Below are 17,227 nucleotides of genomic sequence, written 5' to 3'. Positions count from 1 at the left end.
GTACTACGTACGCCGTACGTATCTAAGATGGGGAACCGAGGTGATCAACCAGTGCCGTCCAGCAATCCCCCGAACAGCAGCTCCACCGCCCCCGCCCCGCAGCCCGGCGAGGTGCCCGAGCTGATCTGGCTGCGCCCGGAGCGCACCGGCCGCGGCCCCCGGCCGGCCCACAGCCGGACGTCGATCGCCGCCGCCGCCATCGCCGTCGCCGACGCGGAGGGGCTGGACGCGGTCTCCATGCGCCGGGTCGCCGCGGCGCTCGGCGCGGGCACCATGTCGCTCTACAACTACGTGCCGAAGAAGGAGCACCTGCTCGACCTCATGCTCGACGCCGTCGCGGGCGAGTACGACTACACCGCCCTCGCCCCGACCGGCGACTGCCGCACCGACCTGCGCCGGCTCGCGCACGAGCAGCTCGCCGCGCTGCGCCGCCACCCCTGGGTCGCGGGCCTGGTGATCGCGCGCCCGGGCCTCGGCCCCAACGCCCTGCGCTACACCGACCACTTCCTCGCCGTCACCGAACCCAGCGGCCTGGACGGCGCCACCCGGCTGGAGGCGCTCGCCCTGCTCAACGGCTTCGTCTGCCAGTACGCCCAGTACGAGCGCACGGCGGCGGCCGGCGCCAAGTGGCAGGCGGAACTGGCCGGTTACCTCGGCCGCGCCGCGATGAGCGGCCAGTACCCGCACCTGGCCGCCGCATTCGCCACCACCGGGGGCCCACCCGCCGACCCCGACGCGGTCTTCGACCGCTCACTCAACCGCGTGATCACCGCCGCACTGGCCCCACCCGCCAACTGACGGACCGTCACTGGAGTGTCTGCCCGCGCGCCGGCAGCGACCCCGACGCCGCCTACCACGGCCCGGCCGGCGAGGGCTTCGGCGCGGTCGCCGAAGCCCTCCGCACAGCTCTCAGCGCCTGACCGCCACCCCCTTAGATATCAGCTACCTCCGGTAGCCGCAAAATCTGTCACGAAGTAACCAGAATAAATCGAACTCTTAGCACGCGAGCCCCACCTCCGGATTCCTCGCACAGAACCAGGGGGCGGGGACCGGAGGCAGGGCTCGCGTGGCTAGGCTAGGCGCGCCACTGATATTGCGCCAAGGGAACCGACTCCCGCTATTGAATTACCAAGCGATAATTCGGCACATCCTCTTGCCCTCGAAGCACTCGCTCCGCGCCCTCCGGCACGAGGGAGAAATTAGGCGCCAGCCCCTTCTGGCAGGACTCGCACCAGAACGCGAAGAGACCTTCCTCGGCATCGATCCGGCTTACCATATAGATCAGCCTAAGAGCCGTATCATCACAGGATGGACACTTCTTCACCGAGACGGAAGGAGCATCACCCATCAGCTCGTCGTACAAATTCAACCATGCGAAGTAACTATCCACCTTGAATTTCACTCCCGATCGAATCCCACCATTGCACTGCATGCGCCTCCGCCGCCAGTTCAAAACTGTGCTGCGCATCATAGGTGGAAGGGTACGGCATTCCGCCTCGCAGATCGTCGACGTGGTACTTCTCATGAACAAGCGTCTTCGCCAACTGCTCCTCGTTCTTGAAAGCCGGAGAATAAAGAGTTACCTGCTGGTTCGGGGCGGTGGAGCCTCGAATGCCACGCTTGTTCCTGTCGAATACAATTCGAAAGTCCAGGTCGATATTGTATTTCGCCGCGACCTCGCAGACGCAGTCCATTGTCATCGGGAGCCGACCCGCCCAATGGCCCTTGCCCCCGGTCCTCAGCAATGTGTCCGCGCTGGCCGTTCCCCGGGCAGGTGGCGCCTGCACAGCCAAGGCACCTTCACCCAGGCCAGCCAAAAGGTAGGTTCCCGAGGCGAAGTTGGCGGATTCGAGATCCACCCCCTTGCTCACCGCCCACTTGGAGTAGCTTTCCAGGATGGTCGGCTGCTTCGGGTCGAAATCTCCCCCCTGGATTGCCTTGTTATGATAGAGGAACTTAAATGCAGCCGATACCGGCGCAATGATGGACGCTCCGGCTCCAGCCAAGAAATCCCGGTTATTTCCTTCGTAGCTCCGCTTCGGGGGCGGGCCGATCGGGACCAGGGGCTTGAACGAGGGTGCACTGTCCTGGAGACGCTTCAGTGCCGACTCCGAGACGTTCTCGCCAGTGGTCTGGGCCGCGTTGCTCATCGTGATGGTGCCAGCCGAGCCGCACTTGTAGAGAGTCCCGCATTCCTCGGACTTGAGGCCGTTGGGGTCGCTGCGGTTGACGGGGTTGTTGTTGCTGTAGGCGTAGGCGTTCCACTGGAGAGGGTCGCCGGCGTCGAGGATGGGGTCGGGGCTGAGGAAGCGGCCGGTGCTGGGCTGGTATTGGCGGGCGCCCAGGTTGGTGAAGCCGGTGATGTCGTCCTTGAGGCCGTTGACGAAGCCCTTGTCGCCGGCCCACGGGGTGGACAGGGAGGCGGGGCCGCGGAGGGCTCCGAAGGGGTCGGTGGCGCGGCGGGACTCGGCCAGGGTGGTGCGGTCGATGGACAGCGAGTTGGTGCCGTGGTGGTCGGCGAACTGGTAGGACAGCTTGGTCGGGCCCTGGCGGACCAGCGTGATGCCACCGGGGATGCCGTAGTAGCGGGTGCCGGTACTGACCTTGCTGTTGGTGTCGTAGGTGAGTTCGTCACCGCTACCCAGGTTGACGGTCACCTTGCCGGGGTTGCGGCGCACCAACTGGTTGCCGTCCGCGTCGTAGACGTACGTCGTGGTAGCGGTGCCCTGGGTGAGCGAGGCGAGCTTGCCCTCGACATCCCAGGTCATGGACGTGCCGTTGGCCGAATCGGCGGCGTTCCAGGTCGGGGTCCCCCACTTGGACTGCCAACCCGGGGCGTAGACCACGAAGTTGCCGTCGGCCTGCATGGAGAGCTGGACGCTGTTGGAACGCGCCGACTCGCCCGACTTCAGGACGAAGCCCGCCTTCAGCTCCCTGTTGCCACCCGGGTTGGTGATCCGGGTGGTGTTGCCGGCGGCGTCGTACTGGTTGCCGCCGGCACCCCACCCGGACCAGCCGTACGTGCTGCTCGTGCTCGCCAACGCGTGCGGACCGCCGGTGCCGCCACCGGTTCCCGCCGCCGTGGTGGGCGTGTTGCGGGTACCCGGAGCGGGGGAGGTCTGGGTGACCGTGAGGTCCTTGGCCGGGTCACCGGCGGGGTCGCGGTTCACCACCTTGGTGCGGTTGCCGGTCAGGTCGTAGGTGTACTCCTGCCAGTAGGCGGCGCTGCCCCCGACCGTGGTCTTCGCCGGCGCCACGGCGCCGCTGGTCGGCGTCGCGTTCGCGCAGGCCCCCTGGCCCGCGAGCGAGGGCGTGGGCTGCTCCAGCCTGCCGGTGTCGCTCCACGCCGTCTTCAGCCGCCCGAGGTAGTCGTACGTGAAGCACTGGAGGTCGGTCGCGGACGGGGTGTTGTTCGGGACGGTCCGGATCGCGGTGATCTGGCCGGCCTGGTTGTAGGCGTACGTGGTGTTCTGGACCGTACCGGTGGTCGCGGTCTGCTTGTCGACGTACTGGGTGAGGACGCGCCCGGTGGGCTCGTCATACGTGTTGGTGGCGACGATCTGGGTGCCCCACGGGTTCACCGTCGAGCGGATGTTGCGGCCGTAGGCGTCCCAGTCGATGAGGGAGGTGTTGGGGCCAGCCCGTTCAGGCACGCGCCGCACCGGAGCGCCGCCATGCCGGACTCCGCGTCGAGTGGCTCCTGGAGCACGTAGAGCAGCCGGAGATTCGACGGTTCGCCGCAGGACGGGCACCGTCTCGTCGACACGGACGGAGCGTCGAGCATCAGCTCGTCGTAGAGCGCTCCCCACGCCTGGTGCTGGTCCACCTGAGGGGCCTCCGTTCGAGCGGTCGGGATCGGATCGGATCGCGGAGGAACAGTTCCGGGCGGCCGGTCCGGGGGCCCTTGTCAGGGGTGGTCGCCGAGGGGACCATGGCGGGCATGGAGGTGGGGGCGGGGGCTGCGGCCAGGCGGGTGCTCCGGGAGGAGGACGAGCTGGTCTGCCGGCGGCTGTACGGACTTCTGGCGAACCGTGCGCAGGAGGCGCGCGAGGTCACCGCGTACCTCCGGCCGTGGCGCCGGGACGGTATCGGGCTGCTGGGGCGGCCGAAGCCGGACGCCGTCAACGCCGTCCGGCGCGCCTGCCGGTGGGCGCTGCGCGACCAGATGCCGCCCGGGTACGACGCCGTCGTCTACCGCTACACCTTCGACGGATCGTGGTCCGACGGGGCGCTGTTCGCGCTCTCGGCGCTGGACCGCCAGCGCTTCCAGGCGGCAAGCGCCGGTATCGCCTCGCGCCGGGAGTTCGAGGCCGCGCTGAACACGGCCCTCCACCGTGCCCAGTGGATCGCCGAGCTGTGCTCCGGGCTGGCCATCGAACGGCCGGTGCTCGACATCCCCGCGGAGCGGAACCCACCGCGCCACGGCCTGCTGCGGCACGGCATCGTCGGGCGCGCGCTGTGCGAGGAGATCGCCGAACAGCGCGCCGCCGGCGAGGCGTTGCGCCACGCGGCGGCCGCCGGGCACCCGGTGGTGCCCGCGATCCGGGCCTGGGTGGCGGCGACCGCCGGCGTCCTCGACCGGGGCCTCACCGACGAGGACGCCGGCCAGGGCCTGCGGCAGCTGACCGACGGGCTGCGGCACTGCGTCAGACGGACCGTCCCCCACCCGCCGGCCGCGGCCGGCGCCTACCTCACCCTCGGCCTGGAATACCTAGAGAAGCTGGAGCAGCGGATGCCCGACCACATCGAAGCCTCCGGCCAGGGCCCGCAGCCCGCGCCGGTCACCGTCCACGGCAACGTCGGCGCGATCAACAGCCAGGTGACGGGCAGCAGCATCGTCGTGGCCGAGACGGTCCGCGGCATCGAGGTCAGCATCGGCGCCCTGGACCGCGACGGCCGAGGCGACCTCGCCACCGCCCTCCAGCAGCTCACCGCCGCCGTCCAGTTGGAGCGCGCGTTCGCCGAGGACCTGCGCGCCCGGCTTCTCGACCACGTCGCCGACGTCGCCGAAGCCGCCGCCGAACCCGAACGCCCCCGCGCCCTCAGCCGCGCCCGCCTCGCCATGGCCGCCCTCACCGGCGCCGCCGCCACCTCCTCCCAGCTCGCCCAGACCCTCACCACCTGGCACGACGTCTTCAACCGCTTCGCCTGAGCGAGCCGAGCCGGGTCGGGTCGGGTCGGGTCGGGCCGGGTCGGGTCGGGTCGGGTCGGACGCGGTCTACTCGACGAAGTCGCGCCAGAAGGCGACGGTGGCGACCGGATCCCAGCCGGCCGGGAACCGGTAGGCGGCGTCGAACTCACGGGAGACGTAGTCCGCGAGGTCCTCGCCGTAGGAGATGATGTCCGTTCCCCAGACCGACAGCACCGGGTGGCCGTGGGTCCCGCTGCCGGCGGGGAGGAAGCGGTGGCCGTAGAGGGGGACGAGCCGGGGCACCCCGGCCAGCCGCTGTTCGGCGACCGACCGGGCGGCGGCCGGGTCGGCGGGCCGCTCGCCCCAGGATTCGTGCCAGTAGCCGTGGTCGACCGAGGAGAGCACTCCGCCGGCGGGCAGGGCGAGGCGGCGGCGGAGGTCGTCGGGGTCGCCGTTGCGCCAGTCCGGCCAGGGCTGCTTCCAGGTGGCACCGTCCTGCGGCGGCGAGGCGACCGGCAGCCCGGCGGCCAGGAAGGCGCGGTGGTCGTCGGCGAACCGGAAGCCGTACGAGGCCTCGATCCGGTCGAACTCCTCGCCGGAGAGGCCCGGCTCGATGGTGCAGCAGTCCGCGTCCCGCAGGCGGCGGGCGGCCTCGGCCCCGAGACGGGCCGCGTCGTTGCTGATCATGCTCGGACTGTAGCCAGACGACACCGGCGCGCGCCAAGGATTTCGCGCCCCCGTGATGGGGTTCACCCCAGGGCGCGGGGGAGGGTGGTGCGGACCCATGCCTCGGGTTCGGACAGATGCGGAGCGTGACCGGCGTGGGCGTAGACGTGGCGTTCGGGCTTGGGGAGGGAGAGGTCGATCAGGTCGAGGATCTCGCCGTACATGGGCTCGCTGTCGTCGCTCTGGGTGAGCAGGACGCGTTCGGTGAAGCGGTTGAGGGCGGTGAGGTCGAGGTCGAGGGCGTCCGGGTCGCGCAGTTCGTCGAGGTAGGTCGGCGCGTTGCGGATGTAGGTGTGCCGGACGGGCGCGGGGAGCTGCTCCCACGCCCCCGGGCCGAGGGCGATGGTGTCGACGTAGCGCTCGGCGCCGGCCGCCGATTCGGCCTGTTCGAGGAGTTCGCGGACGGCCGAGATCCGTTCGGCGAAGGCGACGCCCAGCGGGCGCAGCTCCGGATCGGCGAGCAGGGTGCCGGTCGCCGGGGGTTCGTGGACGGCCACGCCGCGCAGCAGGTCGGGGCGGGCGGCGGCCAGCCGGAGCGCGATCAGGCCGCCGTAGGAGTCGCCGCAGACGTAGGCGGGCGCGAGGCCCAGGCCGACGATCAGACCGGCCAGGTCGGCGGCGTCCTCGTACACGGAACCCTGGGTGAGCAGGTCCTCGCTGCGGCTGTGCCCGCGCCGGTCGTAGGCCACCGCGGTCGTCTCCTCGGCGAGCCCCGGCAGCACCCGCGACCAGCTGTCGGCGTCCGTCCACGACCCGTGCACCAGCACCAGTCCCGGCCCGGCACCCCGGGTCTCGTAGTACAGCGACACCCCGTTCACCCTGATCTCGGCCATCGCGAGCCTCCCGACCTCGGTCGTGCACCGGCACCGCCCCATCCACCAGCGTGACACACCCCCGTCACCCCGGTCGGATGAGCGGACCGAAGAGCCCCCGGTCCCCCGTGGCCGAGCCAGGAGGCGGTCACGGAGGGCAGCGGCCGCTCCGCCGTCGACTCGTCGTACGGCAGCACGGCGGTGGGCGCGAACCACCCCTCACCGGGGTCGATCCGCAGCACTTGATGTCGGTGTCGGCGAGGAGGAGGTGGCTGCTGCCGGGCCCGAGGTTCACGCAGAGCCGCCGGCGGGCCCCTTCTCGCGTTCCCGCTACGGGAGCGGCTGGTGGTTGTCGACGTGCAGCAGGCCGAGGCGCAGGCCGAGGCGCAGGCCGGAGGCGGGGTCGCGAACCGCTCCGGGTAGCCGTCCGGGAGCGGCTGCCAGGCGTCGTCGGGGACGACGACGGTGGTCTCGCACCCCGGCCGGAGGGTGAGGCGTCGGACGCCCGCCATCTCCCAGCGCGCGTGCAGCCGGGCGGGGTCTGGAAGGCGATGGCGGCGGGGTGCATGGTCAGCGACTCCGGAGCGGTGGTGGCGGACTGGCGTCGGGGGCGAGCAACACCCGTACCCACACCCGCTTTCCGGTGCCCCGGCGGACGACGACGCCGAAGTCGAAGGCGAGTCGGCGGACCAGGTCGATGCCGCGCCCGCCCTCGTGAAGCCGGTGCGGCCGGCGCTCCCGGCGCTCCCGCAGCGGGAGGTCGGGGCGCGGGTCCCAGACTTCGAGGCGGCAGTCGCCGTCGAACTCCTGGAGGTAGAGCCGGACTTCGCCGTGGCCCTGGCAGGCGTGGACGACGGCGTTGGTGACCAGCTCGGAGGCGATGAGAACGAGGTCGTCGACCCGCTCGCCGGATCATCCCCAGGAGGTGAGCCGGTCACGGATCTGGTGGCGGGCGGCCCGCACCGAGGTGCCGTGCTCGGTGCGGGAGGTCTCCCAGGTGCGGAGGACAGGTCTGCTCAAAGTGGACATGGCGAGGCCCCTTCAGGAGCGTGTCCGTTCGGTCACGTTGAGTGTGGGGCATCCGAAATCGAAACTGCAACAGCATTGCCAGAAGAAATTAATTGATCTTGAACCGGACTTGAGCGCACGGCCTCGATCTGGTGAGACTGGACATCCATACCCGAAGGGAGGGGCACCACTTGAGCAAGCAACTGTCGGCGATCAGGCAGATCCGTCTCGGCGACGAGCTGCGCGCCTGGCGGCTGGAGAACAACAGGACCCTCGTCGACATGACGGAGGGCCTGAAGGGTTGGAGCCCCGGTCGGCTGAGCAGAATCGAACGAGCGCAGCAACAGATCGCCCGCGCCGACCTCACCAAGCTGCTCGACCACGCCGGTGTCACGGGTCAGGATCGTGAGGACCTGGAGAGTCTGCTCGGAGACGGCCCGCCCAAGCAGTGGTGGCGCGACCTGGACTACGCGGAAACCATCACGCCGGCCTTCGCCGAGTACCTGGCGTTGGAAGCCGACGCATCCCACATACAGAACTACTTCCCGTCCGCGTTCCCCGGTCTCGTCCAGACCGAGGGATACGCGCGCGAGATGATCGCGGCGGGCGTCGATGCACCCAATGACGAGCTTGTCGAGGCCGGAGCCGAGGTCCGCGTCCTGCGTCAACGGAGGCTGACCGAGGATCCGACACTCGACTTCAAGGCCTACTTCGGCGAGGTCGCTCTGCTCATCGCGGGCGACCAAACGGTTCTGGCCGACCAGATCCGGCATGCGATCGAGGTCGCCAACTACCCGAATGTGACCCTGCGCATGGTGCCGCTGAGCGCCGGACGGCCCGGCGTTCTGGCCTCGGGAATTACCCTCATGCACTTCCCTGACGACCATTCCGACGGCTTCGTCTTCGTGGAAGCCATCGGCGGTATGCTCCCCAGGCGAACGGGACGCGACGTCAAACGGGCCGAGAGGACCTTCGTGCGCGTCGAGCAGTTCGCGTTGTCGCCGGAAGACACCATCGCCGCCCTCGAACGCAAGCTGGAAGAGCTGACGTGAGCAAGAAGCACGACCCCTACAACCACAACCCCGCCGAAGCCTCCTGGACCAAGTCCCCCTTCTCTGCCGAAGGCAACGGCGACTGCGTGATCATCGCCCGCTTTCCCAACGGCGACGTCTGGCTCGGCGACGACAAGAACCCCACCCGGCCCCACCTCGCCTTCGACCACGCCGAGTGGGCCGCCTTCGTCAAGGCCATCGAGAACCACTCCCCCGACTTCACCGCCTGACCCGGAGTGGGAAGTCGGCCCCGCCGACTTCCCACTCCCTCGCCTCACCGCTCCACGGGCTCCAGCCTCAGCCGCCGCGCCCGCCACGGAGGCGACTCCGCCGGGCCGAACCACACCCGCACGTCCTCGCCCTCCCGCACCGGCAGGGCCGGGAAGTCGTTCACCGCGTGCTCACTGCGGTGGAGGGCGTGCGACGGGGCCAAGTGGCGGGCGGCGTAAGCGTCGAAGGCCTCCGCCTCCGCAGGGTGGCAGACGGTCGCGAGCACCTCGCCCGCACCGCGCACGGGCGTGAAGCCCGGCCCCCGCAGCAGCAGCACGTCGTCGCTGTCCACCATCGTCGCGTTCGCCGCCTCCCGGTGCGCCCGCCAGACCGGGCCGCCGTAGAAGGCCTCCAGCGACCGCCGACGGCTCGCCATGTCCGGGAACGCCCGCAGCCACACGAAGCGGTCGGGGTCGTCCAGGTCACGGAACCGCCCGCCCACCGCGATGCCGGCGGCCTCCTGTCCTCCCACGAACTCGCGCTCGAACAGCTCGATCAGCGTCTCGCGCGCCCCCGGGTGCAGGGTGTACTGACGGAGTTCAACGATCATCATGCGCCGCAGGCTAGCCACGCTCCACTGACACCTCCTGTCAGCAGAACCGGATACTTCTCCCCATGCGCGCGAGCCGACTCCTCACTCTCCTCCTCCTGCTCCAGAACCGCGGCCGGATGACCGCCCAGCAGCTCGCCGCCGAACTGGAAGTCTCCGTCCGCACCGTCTACCGGGACGTCGACGCCCTCGCCGCCGCCGGGATCCCGCTGTACGGCGCCGCCGGACACGCGGGCGGCTACCGGCTCGTCGACGGCTACCGCACCCGCCTGACCGGGCTCACCGGCGAGGAGGCGCAGGCGGCGTTCCTCGCCGCGCTCCCCGGCGCCGCCGCGCAGCTCGGCCTCGGCGAGGCGCTCGCCACCGCCCAGCTCAAGCTGCACGCCGCCCTCCCCGCCGAGCCGCGCGCGCACGCCGGGCGGATCCGCGAACGCTTCCTGCTCGACGCGCCCGGCTGGTACGGCGACGCCGACCGCGCGCCGCACCCGCACCTCGGCGAGGTCGCCGGCGCCGTCTGGGAGCGGAGGGCGCTCCTGCTGCGCTACCGGCGCTGGCGGGCCCCGGAGGAGATCGAGCGGCGGGTGGAGCCGTACGGACTCGTGCTCAAGGCCGGCCGCTGGTACCTGGTCGCGGGCGGGGCGACCGGCCCGCGCACCTACCGGGTGGACCAGATCCTCTCCCTCCGCCGCCTCGACGAGGAGTTCACCGCCCCCGACGGCTTCGACCTCCCCGCCCACTGGCGCGCCCACCTCGCCGACTTCCGGGCCCGGCTGCACACCGGCGAGGCCCTCGTCCGGGTGACGGCCGAGGGCGCGCGCCGGCTCGGCGTCATCCCTTCGGGCGAGGGCGGCTGGACGCAGGCGCGGGTGCCCATCGAGTCGGTCGAGCACGCGCACGGGGAGTTCCTGCGGCTCGGCGCCGAGATCGAAGTCCTGTCCCCTCCCGAACTCCGCGACCGCATCGCCGCGACCGTCCGCACGCTCGCCGCCCGCTACCAGGAGTGACCGGTCACCGACCGCACCAGACCGCGGCACAGGAAGTCGGACCGGCCGACTTCCCACTCCGATCCGCCGGCGAGCCGTGACCGGTCCGGCGGCGGATCGTTGCGTCGGGCGTGAAGACGACCCGAGCCCTCGCCCTCCTCGCGACCGCCCTGTTCACCGCCGGTTTCGCGGGCACCGCCAACGCCATCACCCCCGTCCCGTTCCCCGCCCCCGGCACCGGCGTCACCTCCTCCGCGCCCGCCGCACCGGCCACCGCGCCCGCCGCCGCGCAGGCCGAGGCCAGTCTCAGGCTCACGGTGACACACGGCCGGACCCCGACCTCCGGTACGCCCCACGTCGCCATCCTCGACTGCCCGCCGGACAGCGTCACCACCCACCCCGACCCGGTCACGGCCTGCCGCCTGCTGGAGTCCGTCAACGGCGACCTCGACCAGCTGAACGTCAACCCGGGCGTCTGCACCGACCTCTACGACCCGTACACCGTGACCGCCACCGGCACCTACCGGGGCCGGCCGTTGTCGTACCAGCACACCTACGGCAACCACTGCGTCCTGCTCCGCACCGCCGGCGCGTTCTTCGACTTCTGACCCGACCCCGGCCGGCCCGGCTCCGGTTGACCGACCCGGACCGACCGACCCCGCCGACGGCCGGGGAGCGCGACCTGGAATGCTCTCCTCGGCCGTCGTGGTCGTGACAGGAGCGGGGGAAGAGCATGGAGACCGGGGAGATCGACGCGTACCTGCGGGCGCGGGACGAGCGGGCGTGGCAACGCGCCTACCGTGCACAGGGGTGGGGGGTGCACGCGCTGGGGCTGCTGGCGCTCGCCGTGTGGCTGTGGGCGGTCGGGCTGGCCTTCCTCCCGCTCTCCCACACCTACCCGAACGGCTACAGCGTGCACTGCGGTTCGCCGGTGTTCTTCGACTTCACCTCGAGCGGCGAGGACATCGACACGTGCGCCGGCTTCGCGAAGAACCGGATGCGCGACGCGTTCGGCGTCGGGCTGGTGACGCTGCCGCTCTCGGTGGGCTGGCTCTGGCGGTCGGTCGGCATGCGCGTCCAGCGGGTGGCGGGCCGGCTCTGACGGGCGGCCCCCGGCACCTCGTCAGAAGGACCGGCCCGCCCCCTCCGGGACCGCCGGCGAGCGGAAGGCGCGGCGGTACTCGGTGGGGGTGACGCCGACGCGCGCGGTGAAATGACGCCGCAGGTTGGTGGCGCTGCCGAGGCCGCCGCGCTCGCCGATCCGCTCCACCGGCAGGTCGGTGGCCTCCAGCAGGGACTGCTCGCGGGCGAGGCGCTGGTTGAGCAGCCACTGGAGCGGGGTGGTCCCGGTGGCGGCCTGGAGCCGGCGGAAGAAGGTGCGCGGGCCAGCCCCGGGAACCGCCGGATCGCCACCTCACCACCCGGCACGGAGCCTGACTCCTGGGCCCCGGGGCGTCCGGGCGCGCGGGGGCCCGGGGCGCAGCGGGGCCAACGGGGTCGCAGGGCGTCGCACCACCGGCGTCCCGCCGCCCCTGACGACATGACCGGCCCGGGAGCAGGCACTCGCTCTCCGCCCCGTGCCGCCGTCCGGCCCCGTCCCGGACAGGTCTGTGACCGGCCCGGGACAGCAACACTCCGTCCGGGACAGCTCGTTCACCTTGATCCGCTGCTCCCGTAGTGCCAATCTCCGTCGGGCAGGAGCAAGGAGGCCGCGACACGAACCCGCAGCCCGGGTCGGCCGCACTGTGCCCGTCCCGTCCGGGCCCTCCGGCCGGCGACGACGGGCGACTCGCGCGGAGGCAGGCGAACCGACCGCCCCCGCCGCCCCCAAGGGCCGCAGTCACCACGAGGGCCGTCAAGCGCCCACTCGTCGTGTCCTCGCACGAGAAACGTACGCAGAAGGGAATCACATGCAGCGCAAGTTCCGTCTGGGCGTCTCCGCGTCAGCCATGGTGCTGGGCGTGGCCGTCACCACGTTCGGCGCGGCCGGCTCCGCCAACGCGGCAGGCTATGAGACCAACTATGCCGGCGTGACCTCCGATGGCGCCGCCCAGTGCGCGTACCAGCTCACGTACCCGGGCAGCGGGCTCGGCTGGGTCTGCTTCGAGAAGTACGGCGACATCCTGTGGGTGACCAGGTCGTTCTACGAGGACAGTCAAACGTCCATGCGATGGGTGAACCAGCTCAAGAACTCGAGCGGCAGCTGGGTGGACTACCGGTCGGGCGAGTGCATCAACAACCTCGGCGAGAGCACCTGGGGCGTCTGCAACAAGGACTTCTACGAGAACAGCAGCCTCAACGCGCTCGGCGGCTACGGCAGCAGGATCGCCTACAAGGCCTGCACCGCGACCTCGTGCAGTGCCCTGAGCCCCTGGGTCTACAACGACGGCTGACGAGACCGTTGCTCCACGCCCCGAAGCTCCCTCCCATGACTGCACGGCGGGACGCGCCGCCGCGCGCGGTCGGATGCCTTCCGTGCCGCGAAGCCTGCCCGCTCACCGCCACACGGTGTGCGGGCAGGACCTCGGGCCGTACTAGTCGCCGTCGCCGCCGTTGCCGCTGCTGGCCTGGTGGCGGTTGGCCTTCTGGTAGCCGCGCACCATCCGGCCGGCGCCGACGGTGGCGACCGCCACGGCGCGGGTCCACCGAGGGCCGCCGCGGTCGGCCCACACCACGCAGACGCAGCCTCCGACGGTCAGTGCGAGGATGCCGATCAGCAGAACACCGATCATGCCGCCCGCCTCCCTGCCTCATTCTTCGTTCCCGTACGGTTGCGGAGATGCTCCCAGGCGCGGCGCCGGTTCCGCTACTCGAACACGCAGGCCGGACACGCAGGCCGGACACGGGGCTACCGCGCGGGCGCCCGAAATCGTTTACGCCCGACCGGTCCCGCCGGATAGGAAGCTCGCATGATTCGAGGCGACAGGATCGGGCTGCGGGCCCGCCACGAGGACGACATCCCGATCCTGCGGACCGAGCTCTACGACGACGTGGTCAACTCCGCACGCGCCGAAGGCCGGCCGTGGCGGCCGATCACGCCCGGCTCGAAGGACCCGCGGCTCGTCGGTGACGACTCGAACCCGGCTCACGTCCCCTTCTCCGTGGTGGAGTTGGAGGGCGGCACGCTGGTCGGCACGGCGACGCTGTGGGGCATCGACACCCACAACCGGTGCGCGTACGTCGGGCTGGGCCTGCTGCCGTCCACCCGCGGCAAGGGCTACGGCACCGACGTGGTCGCGGCGCTCTGTCACTACGGCTTCGTCGTTCGGGGCCTGCACCGGCTGCAGGTCGAGACGCTGTCGGACAACACCGCGATGCTGCGCGCCGCCGAGCGCAACGGCTTCGTCCGCGAGGGCGTCCTGCGCTCCTCGGCCTGGGTGCTGGGCGAGTTCCTGGACCAGGTGGTGCTCGGCCTCCTCGCCCGGGACTGGAAGCCGGGCTCGCAGGCCTGAAGCCTGAAGGCGGTCGTGGAGGGCCTCCCGCCGCTCCCGGCTCCCTGTCCTTGGAGATGTTTCGCCAGGTGTCGATCCCCAGCTTCCGCTTGACCTCTGCCTCGTCCGCGCCGCCCATACCCTGGCTCCGTCCGCCGTCCCACGACACCTCCCGGATACTGGCGGCGCCCACCGACCTGCCCATCCGCGGACTTCTGCAACACGCTTCAGGGTGCGGCAGCGGTGATCAGCTGGCGCAGGGCGACGTAGTAGACCTCGTGGTCGGTCACCACCGGCAGGAACTCCGTGAGGTGGCCGGTCAGGGCGGGGAACTCCTCGGGGTCCAGGGCGGCGAGGGCGGTGCGGGTCGCGGCGCGGCCGGCGGCGGGGTCGCGGTGGTCGACGAAGCTCGCGCTGCCGAGGGTGAGCAGGTACATCCGCCGGTAGGCGGCCATCGCCTCGGCGGGGGCCAGGCCGGCGGCGAGGCTGTCGGCGAGCTGCGGTTCCACCAGGCGGGCGAGCAGGTTGCGGCCGAGCCACGGGCGGCTGCCGCGCAGGGCGACGAGGCCGGGGTGGGCGGTCAGCAGGCGGTAGAGCGCGGTGAACCGGGCCTCGGTGGCGTCGGCCCAGGCCGTCCCCGGCGCGATGACCGGCAGCCGTTCGGCGAGGTGGTCGGTGACCAGGTCGAGAAGGCCCGCGAGGTCGGTGCAGCGGCGCTGGAGCGAGGCGACGGAGATGTCCAGCCGGGCGGCGAGGGTGCGGAAGCTGAGGGCGGCCGGCCCCTGTCCGTCGACGATCGCCAGGGCTGCGACGGCGATGCGTTCGGGCGTGGCACGGTCGAGGGCTGAGGATTGCCGAGGCATACGGGACAGCGTACGGTACGCCGTACCGGTACGGCGGAACGCGAAGGTGAAGGCGGCGCACCATGGGGCAGCAGCAGCTCGGCTACGACGACATCAAGGCGGCCGCGGAGCGGATCGCGGGGCGGGTACGGCCGGTGGCGCTCGCCCCGGGCAGCGGCGCCGGGGACGGCCGTGGCCCGTGGTTCGCCCTGGAGTACCTGCAGCACACCGGCTCCTTCAAGGCCCGCGGGGCGCAGAACTTCCTGCAGGCCCACCGGGAGGACGGCTCGCTGCCGGACGCCGGGGTCACCATCGCCTCCGGCGGCAACGCCGGGCTGGCCTGCGCGTGGGCGGCGCGGCAGCAGGGCGTGCGGGCCACCGTGTTCCTGCCCGCCACCGCGCCGCAGGTGAAGATCGCCCGGCTGCGCCCGTACGGCGCGGACGTCCGGCTGGTCGGCGCGGAGTACGCCGAGGCACTGGCCGCCTGCGAGGAGTTCGCCGCCTCCTCCGGGGCGCTGGCGAGCCACGCCTACGACCACCCGCTGATCGCGGCGGGCGCGGGCACCCTGCTGGAGGAGATCCACGAGCGGCTGCCCGGCCTGGACACGGTGCTGGTCGCGGTCGGCGGCGGCGGGCTCTTCGCGGGGGTGGCCGCGGCCGCCCGCGAGCACGGCGTCCGCGTGGTGGCGGTCGAACCGGAGCGCTCCCGCGCGCTGCACGCCGCCCTCGCGGCGGGCCGGCCGGTGGACGTCACGGTCGACTCGGTGGCCGGGGACTCGCTCGGCGCCCGCCGTGCCACCGCGCTGGCCGTGGAGGCGGCGCGCGGCGAGGGCGTCCGGTCCGTGCTCGTCCCGGACGCGGCGATCGTCCGGGCCCGGCAGGCGCTCTGGGAGGACCACCGGATCGCCGTCGAGCACGGCGCCGCCACGGCCCTCGCCGCCCTGCTCACCGAGCCGAACGGCGGTAGCGGCGAAAGCGAGGGCGACGACGGCGAGCACGGCTACCGCCCCGCCGACGGCGAACGCGTCTGCGTCGTCCTGTGCGGCGCCAACACCGACCCGGCCACCCTCGCCACCCCGGCCGCGCCGTGACCACTCCCGACGGCCGAACCGCCGCGCCGCGCCGCTCCCTGAACGCGCAGCGGTGCGGGGAGCGGCGAGCCCGGGCTCGCGCAGGCTGAGCACGGTCTCGTGCGGCGGCGTACGGGTGCCCCGCCCGCCGCCCGGTCGCCGGGCAGGAACGGCCCGCCACCGACCCGGCCGCGCTGCGCCGGGCGCTGGGGGCCGTGGTCGAGGAGGGCGGCTCCTCGGCGGTACTGGCGGAGGTCCGGCAGGACGGCCGCACGGCGTGGCGCGGGACGGCGGGGGTCGCGGACCTGACGACCGGCGCGCCGGTGCCCGACGGTGCCCGGTTCCGGATCGGCAGCGTCACCAAGACCTTCGCCGCCACCGTGGTGCTCCAGCTCGTGGGCGAGCGCCGGATCGGGCTCGACGACCCGGTCGAACGCCACCTCCCCGGGCTCGTCCCGAACGGCGCCGCGATCACCGTGCGCCACCTGCTCAACCACACCAGCGGGATCCACAACTTCACCGACGACCCGCGGTTCGACACCGACGGCGAGGAGGCCCTGGACCGGTGGCTGACCGTCGGCCGCTGGACGACCTACCGGCCGCTGGACGTCGTGCGGATCGCCACCGCTCAACCGCCGTACGGCAGTCCGGGCACCGGCTGGTGGTACTCCAACACCAACTACGTGCTGCTCGGCCTGATCGTCGAACGGGTCACGGGGCGCACCTGGGCGGAGGAGACCGAGCGCCGGATCATCCGGCCGCTGGGCCTGCGCGACACCTCGATGCCCGACACCTCCACGGTCATCCCCGGGCCGCACGCGCACGGCTACGTCGAACGCCCCGGCGGACCGGCCGACGTCACCCTGCAGAACCCGTCGGCGTACGGCCCGGCCGGTGCCGGCATCTCGTCCACCCGGGACCTCGCCCGCTTCAACGCGGCGCTGCTCGGCGGCCGGCTGCTGCGGCCGGCGGAGCTCGACGCGATGAAGCAGCAGGTCGACACCGGGCAGGGCTTCACCTACGGCCTCGGGCTCAGCCGCCACCCCGGCGCGTGCGGCGAGTTCTGGGGCCTGACCGGCGGCATCGCCGGCTACGGCACGCTCGTGACGGGCAGCGCCGACGGGCGGCGGCAGGTCGTCGTGTCGGTGAACCCGTACCACCTGTCCGAGGCCACCGGCCGCACCTTCCAGGCCCTCGTCGACACGGCGACCTGCGGCAGCCCGGAGGCCGCCGGACCGTCCGCAGGCTGAAGCGGCGAGGCCCGGGCCGGTGAGCTCTCCTCGCTCCCCGGCCCGCGCCCGTCCGTTCCCGCCCTCGGCGCGACGGCGACATCGGGGATCGGGAACAGGCCG

At 72.1% G+C, this 17,227-nt stretch carries 17 protein-coding genes and 2 pseudogenes; 11 read left to right on the top strand and 8 right to left on the bottom strand.

Going from position 1 to position 17,227, the window contains the following annotated elements; translation table 11 throughout:
- The first annotated feature begins 51 nt into the window (after positions 1–51).
- Positions 52–798, top strand: a complete 747-nt coding sequence (locus ABT238_RS22260; RefSeq protein ID WP_350779598.1) for a TetR/AcrR family transcriptional regulator — start codon at positions 52–54, stop codon at positions 796–798.
- A 584-nt stretch (positions 799–1,382) separates the two neighbouring features.
- Here the strand turns inward: ABT238_RS22260 and ABT238_RS22255 are convergent.
- Positions 1,383–3,653 (bottom strand): RHS repeat-associated core domain-containing protein, encoded by a 2,271-nt coding sequence (locus tag ABT238_RS22255; RefSeq protein WP_350779569.1) that lies wholly within the window; start codon positions 3,651–3,653, stop codon positions 1,383–1,385.
- Between the two features lie 287 nt (positions 3,654–3,940).
- Here ABT238_RS22255 and ABT238_RS22250 point away from each other — a divergent pair, with 287 nt between their 5' ends.
- Positions 3,941–5,152: a hypothetical protein gene (locus tag ABT238_RS22250; RefSeq protein WP_350779539.1), complete on the top strand. Its 1,212-nt coding sequence runs from the start codon at positions 3,941–3,943 to the stop codon at positions 5,150–5,152.
- A 66-nt stretch (positions 5,153–5,218) separates the two neighbouring features.
- Here ABT238_RS22250 and ABT238_RS22245 read toward each other — a convergent pair whose 3' ends face one another.
- The 3 genes and pseudogenes from ABT238_RS22245 to ABT238_RS22235 all read right to left on the bottom strand — a co-directional run.
- Positions 5,219–5,818 (bottom strand): hypothetical protein, encoded by a 600-nt coding sequence (locus tag ABT238_RS22245; RefSeq protein WP_350566992.1) that lies wholly within the window; start codon positions 5,816–5,818, stop codon positions 5,219–5,221.
- Between the two features lie 62 nt (positions 5,819–5,880).
- Positions 5,881–6,690, bottom strand: coding sequence for an alpha/beta fold hydrolase (locus tag ABT238_RS22240; protein ID WP_350566989.1), 810 nt, complete (start codon positions 6,688–6,690; stop codon positions 5,881–5,883).
- 549 nt (positions 6,691–7,239) lie between these two features.
- A pseudogene (locus ABT238_RS22235) lies at positions 7,240–7,563 on the bottom strand (ATP-binding protein); the annotation flags it as partial.
- A gap of 305 nt (positions 7,564–7,868) precedes the next feature.
- Here ABT238_RS22235 and ABT238_RS22230 point away from each other — a divergent pair.
- Together ABT238_RS22230 and ABT238_RS22225 are read left to right on the top strand one after the other, a co-directional pair.
- A complete protein-coding gene (locus tag ABT238_RS22230) occupies positions 7,869–8,729 on the top strand; it encodes a helix-turn-helix domain-containing protein (RefSeq protein WP_350566987.1) in 861 nt (286 codons plus the stop codon).
- On the top strand, positions 8,726–8,959 hold the full coding sequence (locus ABT238_RS22225; RefSeq protein WP_350566985.1) for a DUF397 domain-containing protein: 234 nt from the start codon (positions 8,726–8,728) through the stop codon (positions 8,957–8,959). The genes ABT238_RS22230 and ABT238_RS22225 overlap by 4 nt, the downstream gene beginning before the upstream one ends.
- 44 nt (positions 8,960–9,003) lie before the next feature.
- On the opposite strand, the gene ABT238_RS22220 is transcribed toward ABT238_RS22225, so the two are convergent.
- Positions 9,004–9,552 carry an NIPSNAP family protein gene (locus tag ABT238_RS22220; RefSeq protein WP_350566982.1) on the bottom strand — a complete coding sequence of 183 codons (549 nt, stop codon included), beginning with the start codon at positions 9,550–9,552 and terminating at the stop codon, positions 9,004–9,006.
- 62 nt (positions 9,553–9,614) lie between these two features.
- On the opposite strand from ABT238_RS22220, the gene ABT238_RS22215 reads away from it, so the two are divergent.
- From ABT238_RS22215 to ABT238_RS22205, 3 genes are all read left to right on the top strand, one after another.
- On the top strand, positions 9,615–10,553 hold the full coding sequence (locus tag ABT238_RS22215; protein ID WP_350779420.1) for a helix-turn-helix transcriptional regulator: 939 nt from the start codon (positions 9,615–9,617) through the stop codon (positions 10,551–10,553).
- Positions 10,554–10,663: 110 nt separating this feature from the next.
- On the top strand, positions 10,664–11,140 hold the full coding sequence (locus ABT238_RS22210; protein ID WP_350566977.1) for an SSI family serine proteinase inhibitor: 477 nt from the start codon (positions 10,664–10,666) through the stop codon (positions 11,138–11,140).
- A 125-nt stretch (positions 11,141–11,265) separates the two neighbouring features.
- Positions 11,266–11,634, top strand: a complete 369-nt coding sequence (locus tag ABT238_RS22205; protein WP_350779368.1) for a hypothetical protein — start codon at positions 11,266–11,268, stop codon at positions 11,632–11,634.
- A gap of 21 nt (positions 11,635–11,655) precedes the next feature.
- On the opposite strand, the pseudogene ABT238_RS22200 reads toward ABT238_RS22205, so the two are convergent.
- Positions 11,656–11,925: pseudogene (locus ABT238_RS22200) on the bottom strand (helix-turn-helix domain-containing protein); the annotation flags it as partial.
- A 637-nt stretch (positions 11,926–12,562) separates the two neighbouring features.
- On the opposite strand from ABT238_RS22200, the gene ABT238_RS22195 reads away from it, so the two are divergent.
- Positions 12,563–12,925: a hypothetical protein gene (locus ABT238_RS22195; RefSeq protein ID WP_350779347.1), complete on the top strand. Its 363-nt coding sequence runs from the start codon at positions 12,563–12,565 to the stop codon at positions 12,923–12,925.
- Positions 12,926–13,066: 141 nt separating this feature from the next.
- Here ABT238_RS22195 and ABT238_RS22190 read toward each other — a convergent pair whose 3' ends face one another.
- Entirely contained in the window at positions 13,067–13,264 is a 198-nt protein-coding gene (locus ABT238_RS22190) for a hypothetical protein (protein ID WP_350566969.1), read from the bottom strand.
- 177 nt (positions 13,265–13,441) lie between these two features.
- Here ABT238_RS22190 and ABT238_RS22185 point away from each other — a divergent pair, with 177 nt between their 5' ends.
- Positions 13,442–13,984 carry a GNAT family N-acetyltransferase gene (locus ABT238_RS22185; RefSeq protein WP_350779311.1) on the top strand — a complete coding sequence of 181 codons (543 nt, stop codon included), beginning with the start codon at positions 13,442–13,444 and terminating at the stop codon, positions 13,982–13,984.
- 206 nt (positions 13,985–14,190) lie between these two features.
- On the opposite strand, the gene ABT238_RS22180 is transcribed toward ABT238_RS22185, so the two are convergent.
- The gene (locus ABT238_RS22180; protein ID WP_350566963.1) at positions 14,191–14,826 is read right to left on the bottom strand and encodes a TetR/AcrR family transcriptional regulator; all 636 of its coding nucleotides are present in this window, start codon (positions 14,824–14,826) and stop codon (positions 14,191–14,193) included.
- A gap of 62 nt (positions 14,827–14,888) precedes the next feature.
- Here ABT238_RS22180 and ABT238_RS22175 point away from each other — a divergent pair, with 62 nt between their 5' ends.
- Together ABT238_RS22175 and ABT238_RS22170 are read left to right on the top strand one after the other, a co-directional pair.
- The gene (locus ABT238_RS22175; protein WP_350779269.1) at positions 14,889–15,896 is read left to right on the top strand and encodes a threonine/serine dehydratase; all 1,008 of its coding nucleotides are present in this window, start codon (positions 14,889–14,891) and stop codon (positions 15,894–15,896) included.
- A 194-nt stretch (positions 15,897–16,090) separates the two neighbouring features.
- Entirely contained in the window at positions 16,091–17,125 is a 1,035-nt protein-coding gene (locus tag ABT238_RS22170) for a serine hydrolase domain-containing protein (protein WP_502891457.1), read from the top strand.
- Positions 17,126–17,227 lie beyond the last annotated feature (102 nt).

Source organism: Kitasatospora sp. NPDC001527 (assembly GCF_040298605.1).
Classification (GTDB): domain Bacteria; phylum Actinomycetota; class Actinomycetes; order Streptomycetales; family Streptomycetaceae; genus Kitasatospora.
Note: the sequence above shows the minus strand (reverse complement) of the source record. Positions and strands in the feature narration are given on the sequence as shown.

Bases quoted from the DNA above. Each gene is read 5' to 3' on its own strand.
- ABT238_RS22250 (WP_350779539.1), top strand. From the start codon at position 3,941: ATGGAGGTGGGGGCGGGGGCTGCGGCCAGGCGGGTGCTCCGGGAGGAG.
- ABT238_RS22245 (WP_350566992.1), bottom strand. From the start codon at position 5,818: ATGATCAGCAACGACGCGGCCCGTCTCGGGGCCGAGGCCGCCCGCCGC.
- ABT238_RS22240 (WP_350566989.1), bottom strand. From the start codon at position 6,690: ATGGCCGAGATCAGGGTGAACGGGGTGTCGCTGTACTACGAGACCCGG.
- ABT238_RS22220 (WP_350566982.1), bottom strand. From the start codon at position 9,552: ATGATGATCGTTGAACTCCGTCAGTACACCCTGCACCCGGGGGCGCGC.
- ABT238_RS22215 (WP_350779420.1), top strand. From the start codon at position 9,615: ATGCGCGCGAGCCGACTCCTCACTCTCCTCCTCCTGCTCCAGAACCGC.
- ABT238_RS22205 (WP_350779368.1), top strand. From the start codon at position 11,266: ATGGAGACCGGGGAGATCGACGCGTACCTGCGGGCGCGGGACGAGCGG.
- ABT238_RS22190 (WP_350566969.1), bottom strand. From the start codon at position 13,264: ATGATCGGTGTTCTGCTGATCGGCATCCTCGCACTGACCGTCGGAGGC.
- ABT238_RS22185 (WP_350779311.1), top strand. From the start codon at position 13,442: ATGATTCGAGGCGACAGGATCGGGCTGCGGGCCCGCCACGAGGACGAC.
- ABT238_RS22180 (WP_350566963.1), bottom strand. From the start codon at position 14,826: ATGCCTCGGCAATCCTCAGCCCTCGACCGTGCCACGCCCGAACGCATC.
- ABT238_RS22175 (WP_350779269.1), top strand. From the start codon at position 14,889: ATGGGGCAGCAGCAGCTCGGCTACGACGACATCAAGGCGGCCGCGGAG.